The sequence below is a fragment of the Qipengyuania intermedia genome, from assembly GCF_019711615.1.
Taxonomy (GTDB): Bacteria; Pseudomonadota; Alphaproteobacteria; order Sphingomonadales; family Sphingomonadaceae; genus Qipengyuania; species Qipengyuania intermedia.
The window spans coordinates 14722-38856 of record NZ_JAIGNS010000002.1; the positions used below are offsets into that span (position 1 = coordinate 14722).

The following is a 24135-nucleotide window of genomic DNA, read 5'->3' on the forward strand; positions in this document are numbered from 1 at the left end:
TGCCTACTGGAGGGTGACGATTTCGTCGTCGTCGTCGCGCAGGGCGAAGAACTGCATCAGCTGGATCATGAGCTCGCACCGGTCGGCAAGGTTCGGCGCTTCCAGCAGGGCCTGCTTGGCCGCCGAATCGAACGGAATGATCTGCGCCACCCCGTTGATCAGTGTCTCGTCGTCCAGCCGCTCGACCGAATCCCAGTCGACCGTGTAGCCCTGCATCAAGGCAAACCGCTTGGCTTCGAACTCGAAGGCGGCGCGTTCGACGCTGGACAGCACTTCGTTCTGTGGGTCTTCGATGAATTCCGCCTCGACCTGCCGGAATGCGGTCGTCACGTCGAGTTCGCGCAGGACCCTGAAACGGGCTTCGCCTTCCAGCACGATATTGTAGCGGCCATCCTCCAGCGCTTCGACATCGCCGATGCGGCCGACACAGCCGACCTCGTAAAGCGGGGAGTTCTCGCCCGATTTTTGCGGCTGGATCATCGCGATGAGGCGATCCTTCGCCAGCGCACTGCCGACCAGCTCGCGATAACGCGGCTCGAAAATGTGAAGCGGCAATTGCAGGCCGGGAAACAGGATCGCACCGGGCAGGGGAAAGATGGAAAGACGACGGGCCAATGCGTTATCCGAACAAGAGTCGTGAAAGCTTGCGGCGGGTTTCGACAACCCAGGGGTCTTCCAGACCGACCGCGCCGAATATTTCCACCAGCTTGGCGCGCGCGGCGCCCTCGTTCCATTCGCGGTCGGCTTCGACCATTGCGAGCAGTTCCTCTGCCGCAGCGTCGCGCTGTCCGGCAGCGAAGGCGGCTTCGGCGTAGGCGAGGCGCGCATCCATGTCGGCCGGGTCGGACTTGGCCTTGTCCCTCAGGCCGGCAAGTTCGCTGTCGTCCACTTTGCTTCCGGCAAGCTCCAGGGCGCTTGCTGCCACTTCGATCGCGGGATGTTCGGCCAAGGCAGGATTGCCTTTCGCGGCATCGAGGACCTTCTTCGCTTCCTCGATCTGGTCCGCCTGCGTGAGCGCGCGGATCAGGCCCGCGTGCGCTTCCGCATTGTCGGGAGCCATCTCGGTCACCTGTGCGAAAATGCCCGCAGCGCGGGGTGCATCCCCTTCGGCCAGGACCTGTTCGCCCATCGCCACGAATTGATCGACCTGCTGTGCGGCTTGCGCTTGCGGATCGGCACCTGCGCCCGCCTGGACAGGAACCTGCGCGAGGATCTGGTCGAGGGTCTGCTTCAGCTGCGATTCGCTGCGCGTATTGGTGAGATCGGCAACCGGCTGGCCCTGGAACATGGCATAGACAGTAGGGATCGACTGGACCTGGAACTGCGAGGCAATGAACTGCTCCTTGTCGACGTCGATCTTCTTCAGGACGACACCCTTGTCCGCATAATCCGCCGCAACCTTCTCGAGCATCGGGGCCAGAGCTTTGCAGGGACCACACCAGTCGGCGTAGAAATCTAGGATCACCAGGCTGGTCATCGAGGGTTCGACAACGTCTTTCTTGAAACGCTCGACCGCCTTCTGCTCGTCGATGTTCAAACCCATGCTTGCCACTGGTACCGCCTTTCGATGCTTTTAAATGGTAGGCCACCCATGTGGGCCTTCGCGCGCAATTGTGAAGTACCGGGAAGCGCTGCACAAGGGCGGGACAAAAGCTGCATTTTTTCTCTTGCGGGACTCATGCGGCGTTGCTAACTGCGCGCCTCCCCACCGGGCCATGCGGCTCGGTAGAGCGTCAGTGAGCGGGCGTAGCTCAGGGGTAGAGCACAACCTTGCCAAGGTTGGGGTCGGGCGTTCGAATCGCCTCGCCCGCTCCATTTCTTCAAAAAAACCCGAACTTCGATCGGCGACCTTTCTGTCGTTTGTCGTGCCGTGTGCACATTTGGCGGATAACGCTTGAATGTGCGGCTTCGGCTGCTATCTCGCGCGATATGTTGTATCAGACCAAAATCGCCAAGCGCGCTCTTTTCGCCTCCCTTTCCACCCTGGCGCTGGTGGCTACAGCACCGGCAGCTGCGCAGGATACCGATACGCAGTCGGCGGAATCCGAGGATGTGATCGACGATGTCCATGACCGCCGTATGGATTCGCGCAGCGTCATCATCGTCACGGCAGCCGGCCTGCGCCAGTTCGACTTGCTCGCCGGGACCAGCGTCATCGAGGGCGCGACTCTCGATGCCAATCTCGACGGCCAGTTGGGCGAAGTCCTCGCCGATGTGCCGGGTGTGACCGCGACCGGCTTTGCGCCCGGTGCATCGAGGCCGATCCTGCGCGGATTTTCTGGCGAGCGCGTGAAGGTGCTGGTCGACGGGATCGGAGCTATCGACGTTTCCAATACCTCTGCCGATCACGCGGTGTCGATCGATCCGCTGACCGCCGAAAGCATCGAGGTGCTGCGCGGACCGGCGGTCCTACTTTACGGAAGCCAGGCGATCGGCGGTGCAGTCAACGTTATCGACAAGCGCATCCCGCGCCGCGTTCCCAATGAAGCGGTGCATATCGACGCCATCGTGCGCGCCGATACGGCGAGTGACCTGCGCGAGGCCGGTGCGTCGATCGACGTTCCGCTGGGCGGCGGCTTCGTGACACATTTCGACGGGTCTTACCGCACTACGGACGATCTCAGCGTTCCCGGCTTCGTCCTTTCCGAAAACCTTCGCAGCGAACTTCTCGAAGAAGCCGACGAGGAAGAGGGAGAGGGCGAATTCGAAGAAGCCGAAGAATTGCGTGAAGCGGCCTCGGCCAGCGGAACGCTCTTCAACAGCGCCACCGAAACATGGACGGCCAATGGCGGCTTCGCCTTCTTCCGCGATGATTCCCATCTCGGCGTGTCGGTCGGCGTTTACGACACCTTCTATGGTGTCCCGATCCGGCCCGGAGCCGGACACCATCACGGCGAAGAGGAAGAAGGCGGCGAGGCAGAACTAGAGGAGGAAGGTCCCGAAACCGTCAACATCGGTCTTCGCCAGTACCGCGCCGATTTGCGTGGTGAGATAGCGCTGGGTGAAGGGATGTTCGAACGCTTGCGCGTAAGGGCGGGCTATTCCGACTATACCCACACCGAATTCGAAGGCGACGAGGTCGGCACGGTGTTCGACGTGCAGGGCATGGAAGCCCGCGCCGAACTGATCCAGAACCCCAACGGTCGCTGGCGCGGTTCGCTCGGCCTGCAGTATTACTTCCGCGACTTCTTCGCCGAGGGCGAAGAGGCCTATGTCGCGCCGAACCGCACCGAGCAGATCTCGCTCTTCGCCCTGCAGGAATATGGCGACGGCCCGATCCAGCTGGAAGGTGCGCTTCGCTATGAGACGACAAATGTCGATTCCGTGCCGCTTGGCGTCGAGCGCGATTTCGATGCATTCTCCGGCGCGATCGGCCTGGCCTACGATGGACCGCAGGCCTTCCGCGCCGGCGTGAACCTGTCGCGTGTGGCGCGCGCCCCGAGCGCCGAGGAACTGTTCTCCAACGGTCCGCACATCGCGACCCAGCAGTTCGAGATCGGCGATGTGGACCTCGGGATCGAGCGTGCATGGGGCGCGGAAATCTTCGCGCGTGGAAGGCTCGGCAATGTCGAGTTCAGCGTCGCAGCGTTCAAGAACTGGTTCGACGATTACATCTATCTGTCGGAAACCGGCGAAGAAGAAGACGAGCTGCCGGTGTTCGAATACCTGCAACAGGATGCGACCTATCAGGGCCTCGAAGGCGAGCTGATCTGGCGCTTCCTCGATACGGGCAATTTTGCTCTTACCGCGGACCTTCGCGGTGAACTGGTCGATGCGGAATTATCCGATGGATCGAACGTGCCACGCATCCCGCCGCTCAGCCTGATGGGCGCGCTCGAAGCGTCGACCGGATCGCTCGATCTTCGCGGCGAAGTCGAATGGGTAGATGCCCAGGACGAGGTCGCGGCATTCGAAACGCCGACCGACGGGTTCACTTTCGTGAATGCAATCGCGACGTGGCGCCCGATCGCTGCCGACCCGTCTGTCAGCGTCATCGTGAAGGCCGAGAACATCTTCGACGTGACCGGTCGCCGCCACGCCAGCTTCACGAAGGACTTCGTGCCGATGGCGGGCCGCAACTTCAGTGCGAGCCTGCGGGTCAGCTACTGATCAAAAGGGTTAGTCCTCGAGCGCAAAGGTGAGAGCGGCATGTTCGCGCAGCCGCTCCACCAGATCCTCGCCAAGGAATGACCCCGGAGTTCCGACGCCGCCCTCGGCCTTGCTTTCGAGCAGGGCCATGCCGGTTTCTCCGAGCATGCGGCTGGTCGAACCATATCCCGGGTCGTAGCGACCCTTCACAGCATATTTGATCCGCTTGCCGTCCGGATATTCGCCCACGAACAGGACATCGTAGAAGCCGTTCTCGCGTTCTTCCGCAGTCGGGCCTTCGCCCGGCTTCGGCGGCTTCGCCCCGAACGGATTCTTCGCAAGTTCGACCATGGCGTTGGCAGCAGCCTTGCCGGCATCGCCCGGGCTGGTGAGCACCATTTCGTCGTAGCGGAAGTCTTCGCCATAAGGATGGCCGCGCAGGAAGTTGGTGCGGTGGACGTTCTTCGTATTGATCGGCGCCATCACGAACGGGGCGGCCCATTTGCCGATCTCGTCTTCATAGCGCGGCACCATGCCGGAAGGCTGGTCCGGCCCGTCGAAGCCGGGCGTCAAAGCGAATGGATCGCGCAGCACGCCGATCACCTTGGGATTTTTCATCGCCGCTTTCATCGTTGCGCCGAGGCTGGCTGCGGTGCCACCAGAGAACGTGCCCTGCATGGCGCGGACACGCCCTTTTACGCGCGGCGCGGGCGAACCGTGGGCGGCCTTCGCTTCCTTTTGGAGCATAAGCACACCCAGATCGAAGGGGATCGAATCGAAGCCGGATGAGAAACAGATGCGCGCCCCGCTGGCCATTGCCGCATCGTGGTGCTTGGTGATCTGTTCGGCCATCCAGGCGGGCTCGCCGCAAAGGTCGGCGTAATCGGTACCGGTCTTGACGCAGGCTTCGACGAGGGCATCGCCATAGAGCTGGTACGGCCCCACCGTCGATAGAACGACTTTCGTCCGCTTGCACATGGCTTCGAGACTGGCGGGATCGGACGCATCTGCGACGATCATCGGCGTGGTCGCGGGTGCACCGATCTCGTCGCGAACGGCGGTCAGCTTGTCTTCACTGCGCCCCGCCATCGCCCATTTCGGGGCGTCATCACTATTCCCGTATTCGCGGACGAAGTGTTCTGCGACTAGCCGCCCGGTATACCCGGTGGCGCCGTATACGATGATGTCGAATTCGCGATCGGCCATGTCAGTCTCCTCTTTGCAAAGGAGATGTGGGCCGGACCGGGGCCAGAGTCAAAGACGCAGCGTCAGGGCCGCACCTTACAAGCGCGGCAGGGTCACGCCGCGCTGCCCCATGTATTTGCCTGCCCGGTCCCGATAGCTCGTCTCGCAGCGTTCGTTACCCTGGAGGAAGAGGAACTGGCACGCACCCTCGTTTGCATAGATCTTTGCAGGCAGCGGGGTCGTGTTCGAAAACTCCAGCGTCACGTGGCCTTCCCAGCCCGGCTCCAGCGGGGTGACGTTCACGATGATCCCGCAGCGCGCATAGGTGCTCTTGCCGAGGCAGATCACCAGCACGTCTTCCGGCACACGGAAGTATTCGACCGTGCGTGCAAGGGCGAAGCTGTTGGGCGGGATGATGCAGCAATCGGTCTTCTTGTCGACGAAGCTGTTGGCTGCGAAATCCTTCGGATCGACGATCGCGCTGTCGATGTTCGTGAAGATCTTGAACTCGTCCGCGACGCGCGCGTCGTAACCATAGGACGACAGGCCGTAGCTGATAGTGCCGTCGCGCCGCTGGCTCTCGACGAAAGGCTCGATCATGCCTTCCGAATTTGCCTTTTCGCGGATCCATTTGTCGGAGAGAATCGCCATGGGTCTGTGATTCCCCAAGCGGCTCTTGCGAGCAAGCACGGGAGGGAAATAATCCCCTCCCGTCTGAAGTGCCTTTTGGTCAGGCTGCGGAGAAGAAACCGCTTTCTTCCCAGCGTTGCAGATCGCGATTGTAGACGAACTCGATCCAGTCGTAGGCATCGACCAGCATGCGGGTCGCCAGGACTGCATAAGATGGCGAAGCGCCCTTGCCGAAGCGGAAGGACCCGGCGCTCCCGTCTTTGGTGATTCGCACTCTCTGGCCGTCCGCGTAGCCGTACGCTGCCCCACCCGCAGGGGTTCGCGACAGGCTCATGTCCGCGATGATGGCGCTTTCCAGAGCGATCGACATCAGCGGCGATGTAACCACGATCTCGCCCGATCCGCCGAAGGTGGGGGGCTTGTACCAACCCCTCGCCCAGTAACTCGACGATGCGGTCCCGTTTGCGAAGGTTACGAGCGGCATGGAGATCGGATTGTCACCGCCGTTCGGTACGCGCCCGGTCGCAAAATCGCCTTCGACATGAAGCGCGCAGGTTCGATCGATATAACCGTTCCAATGTACGCCCAGCCATTGCCGTTCGGCCAGTTGCGCCTCGCGGGTGCGCCGCTGTTTCAAGTAAATCGCGATATTGGCCGGCGGCAATTGGTGGGTTCCATCGGGGGCACCGCTCACCTGCTCGGTCAGGGACGCCACGCCATCGATAGTGAGCGCGTGGATCGATTGCTTCTGGTCGAGCACGGCCTCGATCTTGAGATCGACTTCGCGCAGCGCTTGCCCGCTCCAGCCGGGAAGCCCGATCGGCGAATCCACCGCGCGGATGGTGCCGGCCACCCAGCTGAAGAATCGCAGCCAGCCGATGTTCCTGAATTCGCAGTGGTCGAGCCGCGTCAGGGGCGGCGCTTGCTGCTGGTCGCGCGTTGGCCACAGGAAATTGTATTGGATGACATCGGTGGCTCCGCTGCCCAGCGCCATGTGATCGCAATCGTGCCAGATGCAATTGCGATAGACTGCACGCGATTTCCCGACATCTTCCTGGGCCTGGAAGCAGTCTCCGAAGGTGCAATCGGAGGCGATCACCTCGACGTCGCAGCCCGGGTTGAACGCGCTGCCGTTGGTCGTGGCGAAACGACATCTTTCGAGAGTGACTTTCTCGGCCATGTCGAGCGCGCCGCCGAGATAGACTATCTCGCCCTTCCAGCCGATCATGTCCGTGTCGCGGCACACGATCTCCCCGATATAGCAATCCTGAACCCACAGGGCCTTGTCGGAGATGTCCCATCCGTCGCCTGAAAGCGGATCGGCCGGCCAGCCATAGGCACCTGTATGCTGGCGATTGCCCTGCAGCACCAGGCGGTCGATTTCGAAGTGGCCGATGGTCCGCACGCCCGCTCCCGGGTCGGAAGCATCGCCTTGCAGGAATATCCCGCCCCCGCGCCAGACTGCGAGGCTCGGGTCGCCTGGGGCTGCGGGCACAAGCTGCCAGTCGTCTTCGGGATCGGCGCCGTCCACGGCCCGGAAATCCAGCACCGATCGTTCTGGCGCTTTTCCGATCAAAGCGACCGATTTGCGGACGACGAGGGGATGGCCGTCCTCGGCTCTCGTGTCGCTGGCTGGCGATATGCGGACCGGACAATCCAGCCGGTATCGCGGCGCACCGAAGGCCACGGCGCGTGCGCCGATGGCTTCTGCATAATCGATCGCACCCTGTATCGCCGGCTGGTCGTTGGTGGCCGGATCACCGAGCGCGCCTGCTTGCTCGACAGCAATCTCGCCGCCTTCCGGCAGAAGGCGGAAGATGCGGCCGTTAAGTGTGCGAACGGTGCAGGCCGGATGCGCGGAGTGCAGGCTTTCCGAGCAGAGGTTATCCGATACATAAATGCCGGGCCCTTTGCCGGGCCGTGCGAAACCGCTGGTCTCCAAGCGGTCCACTTCGCGGGGTATCGACCGGGCGGCGAGATCCAGGAAAAGTCCGGGAAGGCACTGCACCGCGCGTTGGGCAAGGCCAAGCGTCGCCAGAGATATGGCGGTCATTGCGAGAGCCTGTATTCCAGGGTGCCGGACGCCAGCGAGCAATCGAGCCAGAGCGCCGCACCGTCTTCGCTTTCTTGCCAGACAGCTTCACACGCCGGACCCGAAAAGACCGCCCAGGTAGAACCGGCTGCCGTAAGCGGGTGGATTGTCTCGCCGCCGTCGGTCGAGCGGACGACCTGCACGGTTCCTTCGAAGTCGCCCGACAGCGTGCAATATACGGGTGCGAGTGCTGCCGGCTCGAAGGGGCCGATCAGGGCGGAGGAGGCTGTCGATCCCTCAAGCGCGGCGGGTACCTGGGCAGGTGCGGGGCGTGTCGGTAGCGGTCTCTCGCTCGAGATTACCGCACACATTCCCTCGGTGTCCTCGAAACCGAGCGTAAAAACAGGCGCAAATCCGCCTGGGGTCTGGATCGGGGTGGGGCTGCTCATGATTGGTTTCTCCTGATCTTCGTAGAAACCAAATCGGTTATAATCCTGCGCGAGTGTAGGAAAATGGTTTTTGCCGCGCCGCTTTCATTCCAAGGGTAGGCGAATGACGATCGCGGTTTTCCATCCGGGCATGCAGCATAGCCGGCAGACCGCGCTTGCCCTCCAGCAGTTGGGGCGACTGGCATTCTACGCTACCGGCATTTTCGATCACGAGAAGAGCCCCTGGCGGCGCGCTACAGCCATCGCGCCTGCCGGTGTCGAAAGAGCTGTCGAAACTATCTTCGCGCGTTTCGCCACGCCTGGTCTGGACCCCGCCCTGGTGCGGGATTTTCCCCTTTATGAACTGCCCGAACGTGTCCTTGCGAAAACGGGATTCGCAGCGCTTGCGCGCGCATTCGACCGGAAAGCGAACGACCGGTTCGGGAAGCGGGTCGCAGGCCTGGCGAAGGCCGAAGGGGCGGAGGCACTGTGGGGTTTTGACAATTCCTCTCTCTCCGCGTTCACGGACCCGAGAAGCAAGGAGGCGGTGAAAATCCTCGACCGGACCATCGCCGACTGGAGAGAGTGGAACGCGATCGTCGGGGCCATCGAGGACACGCATGGAGACTGGCTGGATTCCTCGATCAGGCGCGCGCCTCGATGGCTGATCGAGCGCGGCGAGGCCGAGTTTGCCGCAGCGGACCATATCCTGTGCGGAAGCGATTATGTGATCGAGACGATTGTGAACCATTCTTCGGTGGAAGGGGTCGCACGCAAGCTCCGCAAGCTGCCTTACTGTTTCGATGCAGCAGGATACGGTTCGCTCCCGCACCCCCGGTTGCGCGCGAAAGATGAGCCGGCACGCTTTCTGTTCGCAGGCCAGCTTTCGGCGAGGAAAGGCATTCACCACGTTCTCGAGGCGATCGATCACCTCTCGCCCGACGAGGCAGTTCTTACCTGCGTGGGTCCAAGCCAGGTGCCTGGCGCAATGCTCGGGAAATATGCCGATCGGGTAGAATTCATGGGCAATGTATCGCGGCGAGAGATGCCCGGCATCATGGCCCGGCACGATGCGCTGGTGCTTCCAAGCTATTTCGAAGGTTCTGCGATCGTGTTGCTCGAAGCTATGGCCGCAGGCCTCGCGATCGTCTCAACTCCGCAAGCGGGGTCTGGTCCCTCGGCAATAAGCGGCATCAGGGTGGAAAAGCCCGATACCGAACTTGTCGCTGGTGCGATGAAACAACTGGCACAGGACAGGGAGCGATTGTTCGCGATGCGGCAGGCGGCGCGCGCCGAGGCCGGTGGCTATGATCACGCGGCATATTGCCACAACATCGCTGCATTGCTGAGCGATATGGGCATTTAGGCCAGCAGTTCTTCCATCGTGTTTTCGAAGGCGTCCACAACGGTCTCCTTGGACCAACGCAAGCGCGCAACTTCACGCGCCCTCTGACCCATGGCTGCACACGCTTCGCGATCGCCTGCCAGCCTCTCGATCGCCCAGGCAAGCGCCTGCGCATCGCCGGGCGGAACGATCGCGCCGGCCCCGTCCAGTTCTTCGGCCAACCCGGAATGAAGGGAGGTGGTAGCGATCGTCGGGCGACCCGAGGCCAGCATGTTGCCAAGTTTCGACGGTAACATGAGGTCCTTGGCCCCGGTGACCTGAGGGAGCAAGTGCAGGTCCGCAAAATGAAGAAGGTCCCCGACGTCCTCGCTCGGCTGCAGTTCATGGAAGGTCAGGTTATCCAAACCTGTGGCCAGTTCCTGAAGCCTTGTGCGGTTAGGGCCTTCTCCGCAAATCACGAAATGTATGTCTGGCCTGCGGGTGAGGAATTTTGCCGCCTCGATCATGATGTCCAGGCCCTGCTTGTTGGCGATGTTGCCCGAATATAGCGCCACGAAACGGCCGTCCAATTGCCATTCGGCGCGAAAATCCCGCCGGCCTTGTGCGCGGTCGTGATTGGCCCAGTTGCGCAATTCCCGAACGCGCTCGGGCGGAACGCCCTTGTCGATCAGGAGCTGTTGCATCGGCTTGCTGATCGTCGACACGACATCGGCAGCCGACAGGACCCGCCTTTCGAATTGCAATGCTGCGTCACCCACCGCCCCGGATTCCAGTAGGCCTGTTGCCAAGGCAGCGCCGACCTCGAAGTCTTGGATGTGCAGCCACAACGGGACCTTGGACCTCTTCGCCATTCTCGCCGCCACCGGTGCCGCAATCAGCGACGGGGCCACGGTAAATACAAGGTCCGGACGCAATTCTCTCCGCGCAAGCCGCGCAGCCGGATAGCAGCTGCTGGCGAAACTGAGATGATGGACTAGCCTGCGGCGCCCGGTCGGGGTGCTTGGAATATAATGCGGACAACGGGTGACCTTGACGCCCTCTTCCGTGGCGGTCCTCCACCTTCCCCGGAACAGGGAATGCATCTTCCAATCGGGGTAATAAGGCTGCCCGACCACCGCATGGACTTGGTGTCCGCGCCGGGCAAGCGCACTCATGAGGCCTGTGCTGTAGGGACCAATCCCGATCGGCTCGGGCGCGTAATTGAGCCCGATGAACAAGATCTTCCGTGTTGCCATGCCTTGAATTACGTCTGGCGGATCGCCGTCAGGCCGGACGCGCCGCCGTCCGCTGCAGACAAGCCGGCGAAGATCGTGTCGATGATGGCAGCGAGCTTATCTTCTGCCAGGCGATCGTTGATGATGATCATCAAATCGGGCATCGTATAGCACATCAGCATCTGGTTGATCAGCGTGAGCGCCCGATCGATCTGCAAGCCTTCGAAATATCCTTCGGCCTGCGCCTGAGCGATCAGTTCGCACAGATAGTGGTCTGCCAGATCGACATAGGACCGCACCTGTTCGAAGCGGCGGGCGCCCAGATCGCACAGCACCGCATAGGCCGCAGGATCGCGTTCGAACTCGGCACGATTGCGCCGGAAACGTCGCACGTAGAATTCGTGGAACTTGCGATTGATGGGAAGGTCGCTTTCGAGGACCTGTTCCATGATCTGCACATGGGGTTCAAACCAGAGCTCGGTCACCGCGTCGAACAGGTCGGCGTCCGTAGGAAAGATCGCTTCGACGCGCGCCCTCGAAACGCCCGCTTCGACAGCCAGGTGCGCAATCGTGATTTCGGTCCCGCGCCGCGCGGTCAGTTCCATCGCCATGACGGCAAGCTTGTTCCGCTCTGAGGCTGTATCGACGCTCGACACGATCAGGACCATTCAACAATGCACATGGGTCAAGAGTAGGGACCTGCGCCGCCCTATTCCAGTACGTAAATCGTATTTTCCTGCCTTCTCAACCGGTCGCTTTGGGCGGCATGGGGATGAAGGCGGACGTGCGACGCTTGTACTCCTCATACCCGGAGCGCGAATGCTTCATGCCCTTTTCCAGCAGCGCGGCACCCGACCATTTGACGAGCGTGAAGGTGAGGAAGAGCGGCCCCGCAATCGTCCAGAGCGCGATTTCCCAGCTTGCGCTCGCTGTCACCAGCCAGATGCCCCACCAGGCACAGGCATCGCCGAAATAGTTGGGATGGCGGGTATAGCGCCACAGGCCCTGGTCCATGACCTCGCCCTTGTTGGCAGGATCGGCCTTGAATTTGGCGAGCTGCCAGTCGCCGACCCACTCGAAAAAGATGCCCACGAGGTAGAGCGCCAGTCCGACCCATGCGAGGCCGGCGATCGGGGCGGGTTCGCTACTGGTCAGGATGCCGACCTGTGCCGGCGAGCAGACGAGGAACAGCAGGATCGCCTGACCGAGCCAGATCTTGGTGAGCGCGGCGATTGCGAAGCGACCTTTCTCCCGGTCCTTGCGCAGCATCCGCTCATACCTTTTGTCCTGCCCTTCCGCGCGCCAGCGCCGGAAGAGATAGATGCCCAGCCGTAGTCCCCAAGCCCCGACCATCACGAGGAGGAGTGTTGCCAGATCGCCGGGATCGGCGAGCTGAAGCCAGCTGGTGAGTGCCATCAGCGCCATGCCTGCTCCCCAGAATGCATCGATGAAGGAGACATCGTCGATCTGGACCGAAACAACCCACAGGATCAGGACCACGCCGATCAATATCGCTGCGTTGGCCAGCAGGGCATCAAGCATTGGTTTTCTCCTCCTCGATCAGGCGCAGTGCCTGGGCCTCAAGCACCTTGTACCGCTCGTAATCGGGTAGTTTGGAGCGCATGAAGCGCGCGATTTCCAGCAGCGTTTCGCCATAGCTGTCCGTCGGGACGATAGCGGGTCCGAAGCCCAGAACCATATCCTGATTGCACACCCATGCAGGCACGATCGGTACATTGGCGGCACGCGCGATATTGTAGAAACCCGATTTCCATTCGCCATTCGAACTGCGCGTGCCCTCGGCAGCGATGACGAGCGCCAGATGGTCGCGCGCAGCGAATTCCGCTGCGACCTGTTCGACCACGTTGCTACGTTTCGTCCGGTCGATAGGGATGCCACCCATGTCGAACATGAAATTGCGCATCAGCCCCTGGAACAGCGTGTGCTTGCCCATGAAATTGGGCTCGACGCCTTCTTCGGCCGTGGCGCCGACGAAGAAAACGAAATCCCAGTTCGAGGTGTGCGGAGCGCCCGCGATGACGAACTTATCGATGTCCGGCAGGTGCCCGTCGAGCTTCCAGCCCTTGAAGCGGTATAGCGCCATGATGATCCGGCGCACGATGCGCGACAGGATCGAGCGCTTGCGGCTCGTTCGTTCCGACATGTTCTCTCCTGCGGCCCTGCCTAACAGATGTTAAGCAGATTGCGATAGCGATTGGGCACGCGGCTCACTGCCATTCCAGTTCCGGGAATTTTCGCGCTCCGTATAGGTAGGCACAAAACAACTGTTTGACCTCTTCGATCTGGAACGTCGCATTTGAACCAGCACCAATCCTTCGAGCGTTGCGCGGCCAATCGTCGCCGATATTGCGCCTTTCGATCGAATAGCCGAATGCGGACGCGGCCGATTGCACGAACTCTGTCTCGCTTCTGCTCAGGATCACGTGGCTTTCACGCCCTTCGTGCATCGCATCGAGGGCAGCAGTCAGCTCTTCGATAGTCACGTTCTCGATAGAGCGCGCCCCGGACACGTCCATGGCCATTCGCCTGGGCTCGCCAGTGGGCCGCGCAAACGTCAGGGGCTCGGGGCTTTCCTGCGGCTCGAATTCCTTCCGCAGCAGCCCGACGATTTCATTATGCTCGTTGTTGTTCCGTCTCAGGAGCCAGGCGGCCAGCACGAGGGTCAGGATCGAGACCATAAGGATCGGGACTGCACCCATCGCATAGAGTTCGCCCTTCACCATTCCGACAGCCGCCCAAATGGCGGCAATCGCCGGGACAAGGACAAGCGCCAGCGCAGCCTGCATAAGAGTGGTGATGCCGCTGATGCGCGTGGCCGATCCGTCACGCCGGATCAGGGCCACCAGTTCGAAAGTATGATAAAGAGACAAGCCGGACCAGATACAGACCAGCCGACCGAGAACGAACCCCCTTGGGCCCGGCTTTGGATCGAACCACGGTTGGAGCAGCGCCCGTACGCGTTGGCGTGTCTCGGCCACGTTTGTCGCCGACCGTATCACAAAGCAAACTGCCACGATGCGCGATGCCGAGCCTACATCCTGAACACGCCGAACTGCGGCTTTTCGGGGATGGGCGCTTCGAGTGTGGCTGCGAAGGCGAGGCCGAGCACATCGCGGGTTTGTGCCGGGTCGATCACACCGTCGTCCCACAGGCGCGCGGTGGCGTAATAGGGGTTGCCCTCGTCCTCGTATTTCTGACGGATCGGGGCCTTGAACTCCTCGGCCTGTTCCTCGGTCCAGCTGTCGGCGTCGCGGTGGACGGTGGCGAGAACGCTGGCGGCTTGCTCGCCGCCCATCACGGAAATGCGCGCATTGGGCCAGGTGAAGAGGAAGCGCGGGCTATAGGCGCGTCCGCACATGCCGTAATTGCCTGCGCCGAAGCTGCCGCCGATCACTACGGTGATCTTGGGCACCGTCGCGGTGGCGACTGCAGTCACCAGCTTCGCGCCGTGCTTGGCGATGCCTTCTGCCTCGTATTTGCCGCCAACCATGAAGCCGGAGATGTTCTGGAGGAACAGCAACGGGATGCGGCGTTGCTGAGCCAGCTCGATGAAGTGCGCGCCCTTTTGCGCGCTTTCCGAAAACAGCACGCCGTTATTGGCGAGGATCGCCACCGGCATGCCCCAGATGTGGGCGAAGCCGCAGACGAGCGTACTGCCGTAGTGCTGCTTGAACTCGTGGAATTCACTGCCGTCGACAAGCCGGGCGATGACTTCGTGCACATCGTAGGGCGCGCGCACATCGTCGGGGACGATGGCGTAAAGGTCTTCGGCATCGAACTTGGGCGCACGCGGCTCTTTCAGTTCGATTGCCTTCGCCGCAGCATGGTTGTCGCCGAGATGTGACACGATGTCGCGCACGATGGTGAGTGCGTGCTCGTCGTTCTCGGCGAGGTGGTCGACCACGCCCGATTTTTTCGCATGGAGATCGCCGCCGCCAAGGTCCTCGGCGCTGATTTCCTCGCCCGTCGCAGCCTTCACCAGCGGCGGTCCGGCAAGGAAGATCGTCCCCTGGTTGCGCACGATCACTGTCTCGTCGGACATGGCGGGGACATATGCGCCGCCCGCGGTGCAGCTGCCCATCACGCAGGCGATCTGCGGGATGCCCAGCGCACTCATGTTCGCCTGATTGAAGAAGATTCGGCCGAAATGGTCGCGGTCGGGGAAGACCTCGGCCTGGTGCGGCAAGTTCGCCCCGCCACTGTCGACGAGATAGATGCACGGCAGGCGGTTCTCCTGCGCGATCTCTTGCGCGCGCAGGTGCTTCTTGACCGTCATCGGGTAATAGGTGCCGCCCTTCACGGTGGCATCGTTGCACACGATCATCACCTGGCGGCCGGAAACGCGGCCAATCCCGGCGATCATCCCGGCGCCGTTGATCGCGTCCTTGCCGTACATGCCGTTGGCGGCAAGCTGGCCGATCTCGAGAAAGGGGCTGCCCGGATCGAGCAGGCGCTCGACACGCTCGCGCGGCAGCAGCTTGCCGCGCCCGACATGGCGCTCGCGGCTGCCTTCGGAGCCGCCAAGCGCGGCTGCGGCTACGGTCGAGCGCAGGTCTGCAGAAAGCGTGCGGTTGTGCTCGAACCGCGCCTTCGCATCAGGCGCCTCGCGGTCGAGAGTCGAGGTAAGAACGGGTGCGGTCATTCTGACGGTTTCCACATGATGCTGGCGGCAAGGCCAACCAGCGAAACGACGAAGGCGATCCCGATCAGCGCAGTCAATACGCCGAGGTCGAAATTGCCGGAATTGGACGAGGCGGGGTCGAAGACTTTTCCGAAGAAGCTACCGTACAGCATTCCAGCGCAAGCTCCCCAGCCAGCTACGAAGATTGCCCAGCGTGTGCGGGTCGGCCTTGTCATGAGAATCGCCCCAGCCAACAAGAGTCCGCCCATGAAGAAGTCGTCGAGGACGAACATGATCGGCCGGCCGACGCCCCAACTGCGGATCGCCTCGCCGATCATCAACGAAAGCGCGAGACCTGCGCCGAGGAAGCGCTGCAGGGCGAGGGTCACCCAGCCGCCCCAATCAGCTCTCGCCCGATCAGCATGCGCCTGATCTCGTTCGTGCCTGCACCGATGTCGAGCAGCTTGGCATCGCGCATGTAGCGCTCCACCGGCCAGTCGAGCGTGTAGCCTGCGCCGCCAAGCGCCTGGACGCTTTCGGCGGCCACGCGGAAGGCATTCTCGCTCGCCAGCAGGATCGCGCCCGCCGCATCGAAGCGGGTGGTCTTTTCCGCATCGCAGCTTTTGGCGACGGCGTAGGTGTAGGCGCGGGCCGATTGCAGCGCGACATACATGTCGGCAACCTTGGCCTGCATCAGCTGGAAGGACCCGATGGGCTTGCCGAACTGGGTGCGTTCGCGAAGGTAGGGAATGACTGTGTCGAGGCAGGCCTGCATCACGCCCAGCTGCAATCCGGCGAGGACCACGCGCTCGTAATCCAGGCCGCTCATCAGCACGCCGACGCCGCCGTTTTCGGGGCCCATGACGTTCTCTTCGGGCACGAAGCAATCGTCGAACACCAGCTCTGCCGTGGGCGAACCCCGCATGCCGACCTTCTCGATCTTCTGGCCGATCGAGAAACCGTCGAAATCCTTCTCGATCAGGAAGGTCGTGATGCCGCGACTGGCGGCCTCGGGCGCAGTCTTAGCGTAGACCACCAGCGTGTCCGCATAGGGCGCGTTGGTGATCCAGAACTTGGTGCCGTTGAGGACATAGCCGCCATCGACCTTCTCGGCCTTGGCTTTCATGGATACGACGTCCGACCCGGCGCTCGCCTCGCTCATGGCCAGGCTTCCGACATGTTCGCCGCTGATCAGCTTGGGGAGATACTTGGCCTTCTGCGCCTCATTGCCCCAGCGCGCGATCTGGTTGACGCACAGGTTCGAGTGCGCACCATAGCTAAGGCCGATGCTGGCGCTGGCACGGCTGACTTCCTCGACCGCGATCACATGTTCGAGATAGCCGAGCCCCAGCCCGCCATCGTCTTCAGCTACGGTGATGCCGTGGAGGCCGAGCTCGCCCATCGCGGGCCACAGTTCCGCCTTGGGAAACCAGTCCTCGCGATCCACCTTTTCGGCGAGGGGGGCGATCTGTTCGTCGGCGAAGCGACCCACGCTTTCGCGGATCATGTCTGCGCTCTCGCCAAGCTGGAAATCGAAGTCGGGGGTGGCGCGCATGGTATCTCCTGGTTGCCATTCAAGGCAGTCTCTCTCTGGTCGGCGCGATAGCGAAGCTTTGTTGTCCGGGCAAACCCAAGCGAGTAAACTCGATGGCAAACATGCCAACTTCTTGAAAATCAGACGGATAGCTTTAAACCAGCGAGACATGAAAAGGGACGATGCAATAGATTGGCCTCAGGGGAGGGGTCCGAACCCTGCGTTTTGCAGCGAGGACGAGCGCCTTACCGTGATGGCTTCCTACGGCCTGGACGAATTGATGGACGATCAGGAGCTCTCCCAAATCGTTCAATTCGCTGCGAAATTGTGCGGCGCACCGATTTCTCTGGTCAGCCTGGTCGAGGAACAGCGGCAGCGTTTCCTCGCGCGGGCGGGGCTGCTGACGACCGAGACACCGCGACCGACCAGTTTCTGCGCCCATGCGATGATGGAGCGAGAGCCGATGGTGGTGCCCGACGCGCTGCTCGATCCCCGCTTCGAACGCAATCCGCTGGTGACCGGCGAGCCCAAGATCCGCTTCTATGCCGGTGCGCCGCTGTTGTCGGCCGAAGGCGCGCCGCTTGGTTCGCTATGCGTCATCGACACCGAACCGCGCCCCGGCGGCCTGACCGAATTGCAGCGCGAAGGGCTGGAAGTGCTGGCGGCGTCGGTGATGCGCCGCCTGAATGCGCGGCGCGAATATCTCGCGGTGCAGGAACAGCTCGTCCGCGAAAGCATGCGCTTGCGCAAGATGGCGGAACATATTCCGGTGCTGGCCTGGGCCGCTCGGCCTGACGGTTCTCTCGAGTTCGGAAATTCCGCGCTCTATGAGTATTTCGGTACCGAAGACCTTACTGCGATCGACCTCGGCGACATGATCCATCCTTCGGACAGCGAGGAGGTGGAGCGGTTACGCAAGAAATCCCGCGAAGAGGGCGGACGGTGGGACGCCGAGGCGCGTGTCCGCCGGTCCGACGGAGAGTACCGCTGGATGGTCCTCAGGGCTTGGCCGATGCGCGACTCCAAGGGCCAGATCGAAACCTGGTTCGGAGCAGGGATCGATATCGACGAAACCCACAAGCTGTCCGAAAGCCGCGATCTGCTCGCGCGCGAGTTGTCGCACAGGATCAAAAATATCTTCGCGGTGGTTTCCGGGCTGATCGCCATGCATTCGCGCGGACAGCCGGAAGTAAAACCCTTCGTCGACAAGATCGGAGCGGCCATTCGTTCGCTGGCCACGGCGCATGACTACGTAAGGCCGGACGATGGTCGCTCGAGCGATAATCTTGGCGGCCTGCTCGAGGGGCTGCTCGAACCATACGCCTCGCAGGACCGGGAGCGGATCCAGGTCGATGGCGACCATGTCGGACTGGGCTCGCGCGCGGCCACGCCGCTGGCGCTGATCTTCCACGAGCTCGCTACCAATTCCGCGAAATACGGTGCACTGTCTAACGGTGTCGGCAAGGTGAAAATCAACGTCGTGGACGATTGCGACAGTGACGATAACGTATGCATCAGCTGGCACGAGGACATGGACGGATTTACGCCGCCTGCGCAGGATGAAGCGGAAGGATTCGGATCGCGCCTCCTGCGAATGGCGATCGAAGGCCAGCTGTCCGGTCAATTCTCCCGCGAATATTCGCACGAGGGTCTGCGCGTGGAACTGGTGATCCCCAGAAGTTCGATTACCCAATGATGCGGCGCAAGGGTCGCCAGATCGTCCCGAGCGCGATATGCCCTTGGTTATGAACCGTAAGATCGCACCGCTCGTCGCCCTGGCGCTCTGCCTGCCTGCCATGGCCTGCGCTCCCGCTGAGGAAGAACAGGCAGACCCGGCTGCTATATCCGAAGGGGAGGACGCTCAGCCGGCGTCCGACGATACGCCGCAGCCTGCTCACAGCGAATTTTCCGATACCGCATGGCGCGTGATGGCCGAGGACGGGGCACGTTACGTCACTCACATAGACGCCGACGGGACCTATCGCGACTATCGCAATGGCGAACCGTGGCAGGAGGGCAGCTGGAAATTCGATCCGGCCGAAGAAAGCTCAGACAACGCCGACCTGCTATGCTTCACGCCCGATGCGGAAGACGGCAGCGAGAGGTGCTGGGAGCCGGGAAGGCTGCTCGATGACGAGCTGATCGTCACTTCGGGCGGAGGGCGCCGTGTAGCGCTGGAAAAAGTCACTTACGTCGCGCCCGAAGAGGCCGAAACCGAAGAGTGACGAAACCCGCCTGCTCTTACCTATCCTTCGACAATGTCTCCCGCAGGTTCGGCGCGGCAACCGCGGTCGATGGCGTCTCGCTCGACATTGCCAAGGGCGAGTTCGTCGCCCTTGTCGGCGCCTCCGGGTCGGGCAAGTCGACCCTGCTGAAAATGGTCAATCGGCTGATAGACCCGAGCGGCGGAAATGTAGACCTCGATAGCCAAAATGTAGAGGACATCGCGCTTCCTGCACTGCGCAGGCGCATAGGATACGTGTTCCAGTCCATCGGTCTCTTCCCGCACATGGATGTCGGGCAGAATATTGCCATCGGGCCGCGTCTTTCCGGAACGACCCTGTCGCCCGACCGGATCGGCGAGCTGCTTTCGCTGGTCGAATTGGAGCCGGAAATGACAAGCCGGATGCCCGACGAATTGAGCGGCGGGCAAAGGCAGCGGGTGGGCGTTGCGCGGGCCCTGGCCAACGATCCCGAGCTGCTCCTTATGGACGAACCTTTCGGCGCGCTCGATCCGGTGACGCGCGATGCGCTGGGCGAACGGGTGCTGGCGCTCCATCGCGAGTTCGGGCTGACGACAGTAATGGTCACGCACGACATGGCGGAGGCGCTGCTCCTTGCAGACCGCGTGCTGATAATGGACGCCGGCAGGATCGTTGCGGACGAGACGCCTGAGGCGCTGGTGGCGGGCGAAGGGGGAGAAATCGCGCAGGGCCTCGTGGCGGTGCCGCGACACCAGGCCGACCGGCTGGCGGAACTGTCGCGGTGAGCGGACTCTGGGAAGCGATCATGGGCCTTGGCGACCAGCTGGCCGCGCATGTCCTCCTGTCGGCATCTGCGATTGCGCTGGGCATCATCGTGGCGCTTCCGCTGGCGGTGTGGGCCAGTCGCTCCCCTGCCGTTTCGCGCGCGAGCCTTGCCTTTGCGAGTTTGGTACAGACCATCCCGGCGCTCGCCCTGCTGGCGCTGTTCTTCCCCATCCTCCTAAGCCTGCGCGCGGTATTCGGCGAAGGCCTGCCGACGCTCGGCTTCCTGCCAGCCCTGCTCGCACTGGCGCTTTATGCGCTGCTGCCGATCCTGCGCAATGCGGTGACGGCTCAGGCCAACCTCGACCCCGGCGTGATCGAGGCGGCGCACGGGGTAGGCATGACATTCCGCCAGCGGCTGCTGCTGGTCGAAGCGCCGCTGTCCGCACCCTTCATCATGGCCGGTATCCGCACGGCGGCCGTCTGGACCATCGGCGCCGCAACGCTCGCCACGACGATCGGGCAGAAGAGCCTTGGCGATCCGATCTTCGCCGGATTGCAGACCCAGAACTGGGTGCTGGTGCTGGCGGGCTGCATCGCCAGTGCGGGCCTTGCAATCCTTGCCGACAGCCTGCTCGGCACGATCGAGCGCGGCTTTCGCGAACGCAGGCGCGGCCTGTGGCTGGGCGGCCTTACAGCAGTGCTGCTTGGCGTGGGCGCAGCGTTCTTCGCGCAATTCGGCGGGGACGAGGATGACAGCGTCGTGATCGGCGCCAAGGGTTTCTCCGAGCAGTACATCCTCGCCCGCCTGATCGGGCAACGGCTGGAAGCGGAAGGTTTCGCCGTCGAATATCGCGACGGGCTGGGTTCGGCAGTCGCGCATAGCGCAGCGGCCAGCGGCGAGATCGACGTCTATGTCGATTACACCGGCACCATCTGGACCAATCAGATGAAGCGCACAGAAAACCCTCCGCGCGAGCAGATGTATCGCGAGATCGCCCGATGGGAGGAGGCGAATACCGGCATGGAAGTCCTGGGGCGGCTCGGTTTCGAGAACGCCTATGGCCTCGCCATGAGCCGCGAGGCCGCAACCTTCGGCGAATTCAATTCCATCGCCGACGTGGCCCAGCGAGGACAGGCGATGGTGATCGGCGGCGATCCCGAGTTCTTCGAGCGGCCCGAATGGATCGCGGTGCGCGACGCCTATGGCCTTCGCTTTGCAGGCCAGCGCAATTTCTCGCCCACTTTCATGTACAATGCGCTGCAATCGGGCGAGGCGGACATCATCGGCGCCTATACGTCGGATGGCCGGATCGTCGCCGACCGGCTCGTCATCCTCGACGATCCGCGCGGGGCTTTCCCCAATTACGATGCGGTCCTGCTGCTAAGCCCTCAGGCTGCCGAGGATGAAGCGCTCAGGGCCGCGCTCATGCCGCTGATCGATGCCATCGACGTGGAAGCTATGCGCGAGGCGAATTATTCCGTCGATCGCGAAGAGGACAAGCTGACCTTCGACGAGGCTGCGCGCCTGCTGTCGGAGCGCGCCGGGCTGTAACTCAGCGAGCGCGGGTCCAGACCTGCGTCTGGCAGAAGGGCCCGATGCATCCCTTCACCTCAAGCCGGTTGGCGTCCTTGCGGCGCACGACCGAGCGATAGGTTTTGCCGCTTTTCGGATCGTAGATCTCGCCGCGCCACAAATCGCTTTCCTCACTGAACCCGGTCAGCACCGGCATGCCCAGCAGCTTGCGATTGCGCAGGCGCGGCTCCTTGTTGTTCACGTCCCGCTGGTCGAGGCCCTGCGGCGGCGCGACGAGGAAGCGGGCGATCTTTCCGCACAGCGACTTGCCGCACTTGCCGATCTGGATGACGGCGTCCTTTTCCGCGGTGACCCAGCGCCCTTCGATCGGCTGGGCGGCGAGCAGCGGCGCAGCGGTTGCAAGCGCGGCGATGGCGGCAAGGCGTTTAAGGGGCAGGCGTTTCATGGGCAGTCCTTCCAGATTGCTCGACGCGGAAACCCTGCACAGGTTCCGATGAACCTCAGCCGAAGCCTGCACCTTGGGGCCAATGGGGCGGGGTCATGGCAAAGACCTTGAACAGCTCGCCCATCTCTTCAACGCCGGTCAGGCGCTCGAACGCCTGCGCGATCCGGGCTGCGCTTTCGGGCGTTTTATTGACGAGGGCCTGTGCGCGGGCACCCATGCCGAGCGCCATCAGCCACTGGCCCTGCGTAATCGCGGCATGTGTCATGCCCTGCGCCGAGGCGATCTCGGCCAGCATGGCGAAGTCGACATGGGCGGTGAGGTCCATATCGCCCGGCGCATCGAATACGCCCACCTTGCGATGCGCCTTGATCGCCTGCAGCGTTTCGCCGGTCCTCGAGACGAGATGCCCATAATCGATCAGCAGGGCAGCACCGCCTTGCCGGGTCAAGCGCTCGGCCAGCGCTTCCGTCAGCGCGGCGGCAGCGGGGCAGGTTTCGATAACCGTGCCGACCGGCTGGTCCTTCATCGCATCTGGCACCGCGTCATCCATCGGGCTTGGCCCTGCGGCAAAGACGAATGCGTCTTCGTTCAGCGCGACCATGCGTTCGCGCCAGCCTTTTTCTGTCATGACCAGTTGCCGGATCGGCAGCGCATCGAGGAACTCGTTGCCGACGACCAGCAGCGGCAGGTCTTCGGGCAGGGTGTCGATCGTATCGTGAAATAACGCGTCACGAAGAGCACCTGCCTGCACATCGCGCAGCGCCTTGGACCCTTCGACGAGGTGGACCGCCGGTTTCAATCCCTGGCTCGCCATCGCGCGCAACGCGTCTGCGGCCAGCGTGCCCCGGCCCGGACCAAGCTCGACGTAGGCGCATCGGGGCCTGCCCGCGCGCACCCACAGATCGGTCAGCCACAGCCCGATCATCTCGCCGAACATCTGGCTGATTTCGGGCGCGGTGGTGAAGTCGCCTCCCGCACCCAGCGGATCGCGGCTGGTGTAATAGCGTGCGTTGCTTTCGCCCATGTAGCGCGACACGGGCATCGGCCCGTGCCGCTCTATCAGGCGCCTGAAACGCGCGGCGAGGTCGGTGTCCTCGCGCCCGTTCGTCATGCCGTTTGCGCGGCGGGCGCCTTGGTCGTGCCGATGGGCTTACGGGTGTAGGCGTATATCATCACCGCAAGGCCCACTGCGATCATCGGCAGGCTCAGCCACTGGCCGCGCGACAGGCCGGTTTCGGCGACCACATAGGCAAGGTGCGCATCGGGTTCGCGGAAGAACTCGTTGACGAACCGGCCCACGCCCATGCCAACCGTGAACAGGCCGACCAGCAGGCCGGGACGATAGCGCGCGCGGGTCAGCCAGAAGAGCGCGATCAGCACGACACCGAGCAACAGGCCTTCGAGACCGGCCTGGTAGAGCTGGCTCGGGTGGCGGGCGACATCGCCTCCTCCCGGGAAGACCATCGCCCAGGCGACGTCGCTTTCGACCGGACGGCCGTAAAGCTCGCCGTTGATGAAGTTGGCAATCCGGCCGAGCATGTAGGCGAGTGGCACGTTGACCGCGATGTAGTCGCATACGCGCAGCCAGTTCAGATTGCCGCGCCGCGCGACCCAGGTGATCGCGACCAGCACACCGATCACGCCCCCATGGAAGCTCATCCCGCCGCCCCACAGCTTGAACAGCTCTATGCTGGTCAACAGGTCGGGCTTGTAGAACGCGGCGTAACCGAGCCTGCCGCCGAGGATTACGCCCAGCGTGCAGTAGAAGAAGAGGTCGTCGGCATGGCGCTGCGCCATCGGGCTGCCGTGCGACTTGATCATCTTGGACAGGTGCCAATAGCCCAGCAGGATGCCGAACAGGTAGGCGAGCGAATAATAGCGCAGCTGGAATCCGCCGATCTCGAACAGGTAGGGGCGAAGGCCCAATTCCGCCCACTGGATGGGTTCGGAAACTGCCGCAGTGGCGGCCAATAGTGACAGCAAGGTTTTATCCCCTTAGAGACGTGTCGAAAGCCGCATGCGCGACCCGTTGCGGGGCGGCTTTTGGCATAGCAGGGGTTTTGGGGAAAGCCTGCGTCGCATCTCTAT

23 protein-coding genes and 1 tRNA gene are annotated in these 24135 nt (G+C 62.6%); 7 read left to right on the forward strand and 17 right to left on the reverse strand.

Annotated elements, in window-relative coordinates; genetic code table 11:
* Positions 1–3 precede the first annotated feature (3 nt).
* Both K3179_RS06325 and K3179_RS06330 read right to left on the reverse strand, forming a co-directional pair.
* Positions 4–615, reverse strand: a complete 612-nt coding sequence (locus K3179_RS06325; protein ID WP_221563144.1) for an LON peptidase substrate-binding domain-containing protein — start codon at positions 613–615, stop codon at positions 4–6.
* Between the two features lie 4 nt (positions 616–619).
* On the reverse strand, positions 620–1543 hold the full coding sequence (locus K3179_RS06330; protein WP_221563146.1) for a tetratricopeptide repeat protein: 924 nt from the start codon (positions 1541–1543) through the stop codon (positions 620–622).
* A gap of 197 nt (positions 1544–1740) precedes the next feature.
* Here K3179_RS06330 and K3179_RS06335 point away from each other — a divergent pair.
* Together K3179_RS06335 and K3179_RS06340 are read left to right on the forward strand one after the other, a co-directional pair.
* Positions 1741–1815, forward strand: a tRNA-Gly gene (locus tag K3179_RS06335).
* 114 nt (positions 1816–1929) lie between these two features.
* Entirely contained in the window at positions 1930–4110 is a 2181-nt protein-coding gene (locus K3179_RS06340) for a TonB-dependent receptor (RefSeq protein ID WP_221563149.1), read from the forward strand.
* A gap of 9 nt (positions 4111–4119) precedes the next feature.
* Here the strand turns inward: K3179_RS06340 and K3179_RS06345 are convergent, their stop codons facing one another.
* The 4 genes from K3179_RS06345 to K3179_RS06360 form a co-directional block, all read right to left on the reverse strand.
* On the reverse strand, positions 4120–5295 hold the full coding sequence (locus tag K3179_RS06345) for a saccharopine dehydrogenase family protein (protein ID WP_221563151.1): 1176 nt from the start codon (positions 5293–5295) through the stop codon (positions 4120–4122).
* A 75-nt stretch (positions 5296–5370) separates the two neighbouring features.
* Positions 5371–5925, reverse strand: a complete 555-nt coding sequence (dcd, locus tag K3179_RS06350) for a dCTP deaminase (RefSeq protein WP_090476695.1) — start codon at positions 5923–5925, stop codon at positions 5371–5373.
* A 79-nt stretch (positions 5926–6004) separates the two neighbouring features.
* On the reverse strand, positions 6005–7957 hold the full coding sequence (locus K3179_RS06355; protein WP_221563153.1) for a hypothetical protein: 1953 nt from the start codon (positions 7955–7957) through the stop codon (positions 6005–6007).
* On the reverse strand, positions 7954–8385 hold the full coding sequence (locus tag K3179_RS06360; RefSeq protein ID WP_221563155.1) for a hypothetical protein: 432 nt from the start codon (positions 8383–8385) through the stop codon (positions 7954–7956). The genes K3179_RS06355 and K3179_RS06360 overlap by 4 nt, the downstream gene beginning before the upstream one ends.
* A gap of 103 nt (positions 8386–8488) precedes the next feature.
* On the opposite strand from K3179_RS06360, the gene K3179_RS06365 reads away from it, so the two are divergent.
* The gene (locus K3179_RS06365; RefSeq protein ID WP_221563157.1) at positions 8489–9730 is read left to right on the forward strand and encodes a glycosyltransferase family 4 protein; all 1242 of its coding nucleotides are present in this window, start codon (positions 8489–8491) and stop codon (positions 9728–9730) included.
* Here K3179_RS06365 and K3179_RS06370 read toward each other — a convergent pair.
* The 8 genes from K3179_RS06370 to K3179_RS06405 all read right to left on the reverse strand — a co-directional run bounded on the left by K3179_RS06370 (position 9727) and on the right by K3179_RS06405 (position 17120).
* Positions 9727–10944, reverse strand: coding sequence for a WcaI family glycosyltransferase (locus K3179_RS06370; RefSeq protein WP_221563159.1), 1218 nt, complete (start codon positions 10942–10944; stop codon positions 9727–9729). The genes K3179_RS06365 and K3179_RS06370 overlap by 4 nt on opposite strands.
* Positions 10945–10952: 8 nt before the next feature.
* Positions 10953–11591, reverse strand: a complete 639-nt coding sequence (locus K3179_RS06375) for a TetR/AcrR family transcriptional regulator (RefSeq protein WP_221563161.1) — start codon at positions 11589–11591, stop codon at positions 10953–10955.
* A 76-nt stretch (positions 11592–11667) separates the two neighbouring features.
* A complete protein-coding gene (locus K3179_RS06380) occupies positions 11668–12465 on the reverse strand; it encodes a DUF1295 domain-containing protein (protein WP_221563163.1) in 798 nt (265 codons plus the stop codon).
* Positions 12458–13087: a 1-acyl-sn-glycerol-3-phosphate acyltransferase gene (locus K3179_RS06385; RefSeq protein WP_221563165.1), complete on the reverse strand. Its 630-nt coding sequence runs from the start codon at positions 13085–13087 to the stop codon at positions 12458–12460. Before K3179_RS06385 ends, K3179_RS06380 begins: the two co-directional genes overlap by 8 nt.
* Positions 13088–13151: 64 nt before the next feature.
* Positions 13152–13922 (reverse strand): hypothetical protein, encoded by a 771-nt coding sequence (locus tag K3179_RS06390; protein WP_221563167.1) that lies wholly within the window; start codon positions 13920–13922, stop codon positions 13152–13154.
* A 53-nt stretch (positions 13923–13975) separates the two neighbouring features.
* Positions 13976–15586: a carboxyl transferase domain-containing protein gene (locus tag K3179_RS06395; protein WP_221563169.1), complete on the reverse strand. Its 1611-nt coding sequence runs from the start codon at positions 15584–15586 to the stop codon at positions 13976–13978.
* A complete protein-coding gene (locus K3179_RS06400; protein WP_221563170.1) occupies positions 15583–15954 on the reverse strand; it encodes a hypothetical protein in 372 nt (123 codons plus the stop codon). Before K3179_RS06400 ends, K3179_RS06395 begins: the two co-directional genes overlap by 4 nt.
* Positions 15951–17120 carry an isovaleryl-CoA dehydrogenase gene (locus tag K3179_RS06405; protein ID WP_221563172.1) on the reverse strand — a complete coding sequence of 390 codons (1170 nt, stop codon included), beginning with the start codon at positions 17118–17120 and terminating at the stop codon, positions 15951–15953. Before K3179_RS06405 ends, K3179_RS06400 begins: the two co-directional genes overlap by 4 nt.
* 148 nt (positions 17121–17268) lie before the next feature.
* On the opposite strand from K3179_RS06405, the gene K3179_RS06410 reads away from it, so the two are divergent.
* The 4 genes from K3179_RS06410 to K3179_RS06425 are packed head-to-tail and all read left to right on the forward strand — an operon-like array spanning position 17269 to position 21620.
* Positions 17269–18795 (forward strand): sensor histidine kinase, encoded by a 1527-nt coding sequence (locus K3179_RS06410; protein ID WP_221563174.1) that lies wholly within the window; start codon positions 17269–17271, stop codon positions 18793–18795.
* A 49-nt stretch (positions 18796–18844) separates the two neighbouring features.
* Positions 18845–19324, forward strand: a complete 480-nt coding sequence (locus K3179_RS06415; protein WP_221563176.1) for a hypothetical protein — start codon at positions 18845–18847, stop codon at positions 19322–19324.
* Complete coding sequence (locus K3179_RS06420; RefSeq protein WP_221563178.1) at positions 19321–20088, forward strand: ATP-binding cassette domain-containing protein; 768 nt, start codon at positions 19321–19323, stop codon at positions 20086–20088. The genes K3179_RS06415 and K3179_RS06420 overlap by 4 nt, the downstream gene beginning before the upstream one ends.
* Positions 20085–21620, forward strand: coding sequence for an ABC transporter permease/substrate-binding protein (locus K3179_RS06425; protein WP_221563180.1), 1536 nt, complete (start codon positions 20085–20087; stop codon positions 21618–21620). The genes K3179_RS06420 and K3179_RS06425 overlap by 4 nt, the downstream gene beginning before the upstream one ends.
* Before the next feature lies 1 nt (position 21621).
* Here K3179_RS06425 and K3179_RS06430 read toward each other — a convergent pair whose 3' ends face one another.
* The 3 genes from K3179_RS06430 to lgt are packed head-to-tail and all read right to left on the reverse strand — an operon-like array spanning position 21622 to position 24030.
* Positions 21622–22047, reverse strand: coding sequence for a DUF2147 domain-containing protein (locus K3179_RS06430; RefSeq protein ID WP_221563182.1), 426 nt, complete (start codon positions 22045–22047; stop codon positions 21622–21624).
* Between the two features lie 55 nt (positions 22048–22102).
* The gene (locus tag K3179_RS06435) at positions 22103–23158 is read right to left on the reverse strand and encodes a class I SAM-dependent methyltransferase (protein WP_221563191.1); all 1056 of its coding nucleotides are present in this window, start codon (positions 23156–23158) and stop codon (positions 22103–22105) included.
* Positions 23155–24030 (reverse strand): prolipoprotein diacylglyceryl transferase, encoded by an 876-nt coding sequence (gene lgt, locus K3179_RS06440; RefSeq protein WP_221563201.1) that lies wholly within the window; start codon positions 24028–24030, stop codon positions 23155–23157. The genes K3179_RS06435 and lgt overlap by 4 nt, the downstream gene beginning before the upstream one ends.
* Positions 24031–24135: the final 105 nt, after the last annotated feature.

What these genes read in the sequence shown, in the direction of transcription:
- K3179_RS06330 (WP_221563146.1), bottom strand. Translation starts at nt 1,543, where the DNA reads ATGGGTTTGAACATCGACGAGCAGAAGGCGGTCGAGCGTTTCAAGAAA.
- K3179_RS06340 (WP_221563149.1), top strand. Translation starts at nt 1,930, where the DNA reads ATGTTGTATCAGACCAAAATCGCCAAGCGCGCTCTTTTCGCCTCCCTT.
- K3179_RS06345 (WP_221563151.1), bottom strand. Translation starts at nt 5,295, where the DNA reads ATGGCCGATCGCGAATTCGACATCATCGTATACGGCGCCACCGGGTAT.
- dcd (WP_090476695.1), bottom strand. Translation starts at nt 5,925, where the DNA reads ATGGCGATTCTCTCCGACAAATGGATCCGCGAAAAGGCAAATTCGGAA.
- K3179_RS06355 (WP_221563153.1), bottom strand. Translation starts at nt 7,957, where the DNA reads ATGACCGCCATATCTCTGGCGACGCTTGGCCTTGCCCAACGCGCGGTG.
- K3179_RS06360 (WP_221563155.1), bottom strand. Translation starts at nt 8,385, where the DNA reads ATGAGCAGCCCCACCCCGATCCAGACCCCAGGCGGATTTGCGCCTGTT.
- K3179_RS06365 (WP_221563157.1), top strand. Translation starts at nt 8,489, where the DNA reads ATGACGATCGCGGTTTTCCATCCGGGCATGCAGCATAGCCGGCAGACC.
- K3179_RS06370 (WP_221563159.1), bottom strand. Translation starts at nt 10,944, where the DNA reads ATGGCAACACGGAAGATCTTGTTCATCGGGCTCAATTACGCGCCCGAG.
- K3179_RS06375 (WP_221563161.1), bottom strand. Translation starts at nt 11,591, where the DNA reads ATGGTCCTGATCGTGTCGAGCGTCGATACAGCCTCAGAGCGGAACAAG.
- K3179_RS06380 (WP_221563163.1), bottom strand. Translation starts at nt 12,465, where the DNA reads ATGCTTGATGCCCTGCTGGCCAACGCAGCGATATTGATCGGCGTGGTC.
- K3179_RS06385 (WP_221563165.1), bottom strand. Translation starts at nt 13,087, where the DNA reads ATGTCGGAACGAACGAGCCGCAAGCGCTCGATCCTGTCGCGCATCGTG.
- K3179_RS06395 (WP_221563169.1), bottom strand. Translation starts at nt 15,586, where the DNA reads ATGACCGCACCCGTTCTTACCTCGACTCTCGACCGCGAGGCGCCTGAT.
- K3179_RS06405 (WP_221563172.1), bottom strand. Translation starts at nt 17,120, where the DNA reads ATGCGCGCCACCCCCGACTTCGATTTCCAGCTTGGCGAGAGCGCAGAC.
- K3179_RS06410 (WP_221563174.1), top strand. Translation starts at nt 17,269, where the DNA reads ATGAAAAGGGACGATGCAATAGATTGGCCTCAGGGGAGGGGTCCGAAC.
- K3179_RS06415 (WP_221563176.1), top strand. Translation starts at nt 18,845, where the DNA reads ATGAACCGTAAGATCGCACCGCTCGTCGCCCTGGCGCTCTGCCTGCCT.
- K3179_RS06430 (WP_221563182.1), bottom strand. Translation starts at nt 22,047, where the DNA reads ATGAAACGCCTGCCCCTTAAACGCCTTGCCGCCATCGCCGCGCTTGCA.
- K3179_RS06435 (WP_221563191.1), bottom strand. Translation starts at nt 23,158, where the DNA reads ATGACGAACGGGCGCGAGGACACCGACCTCGCCGCGCGTTTCAGGCGC.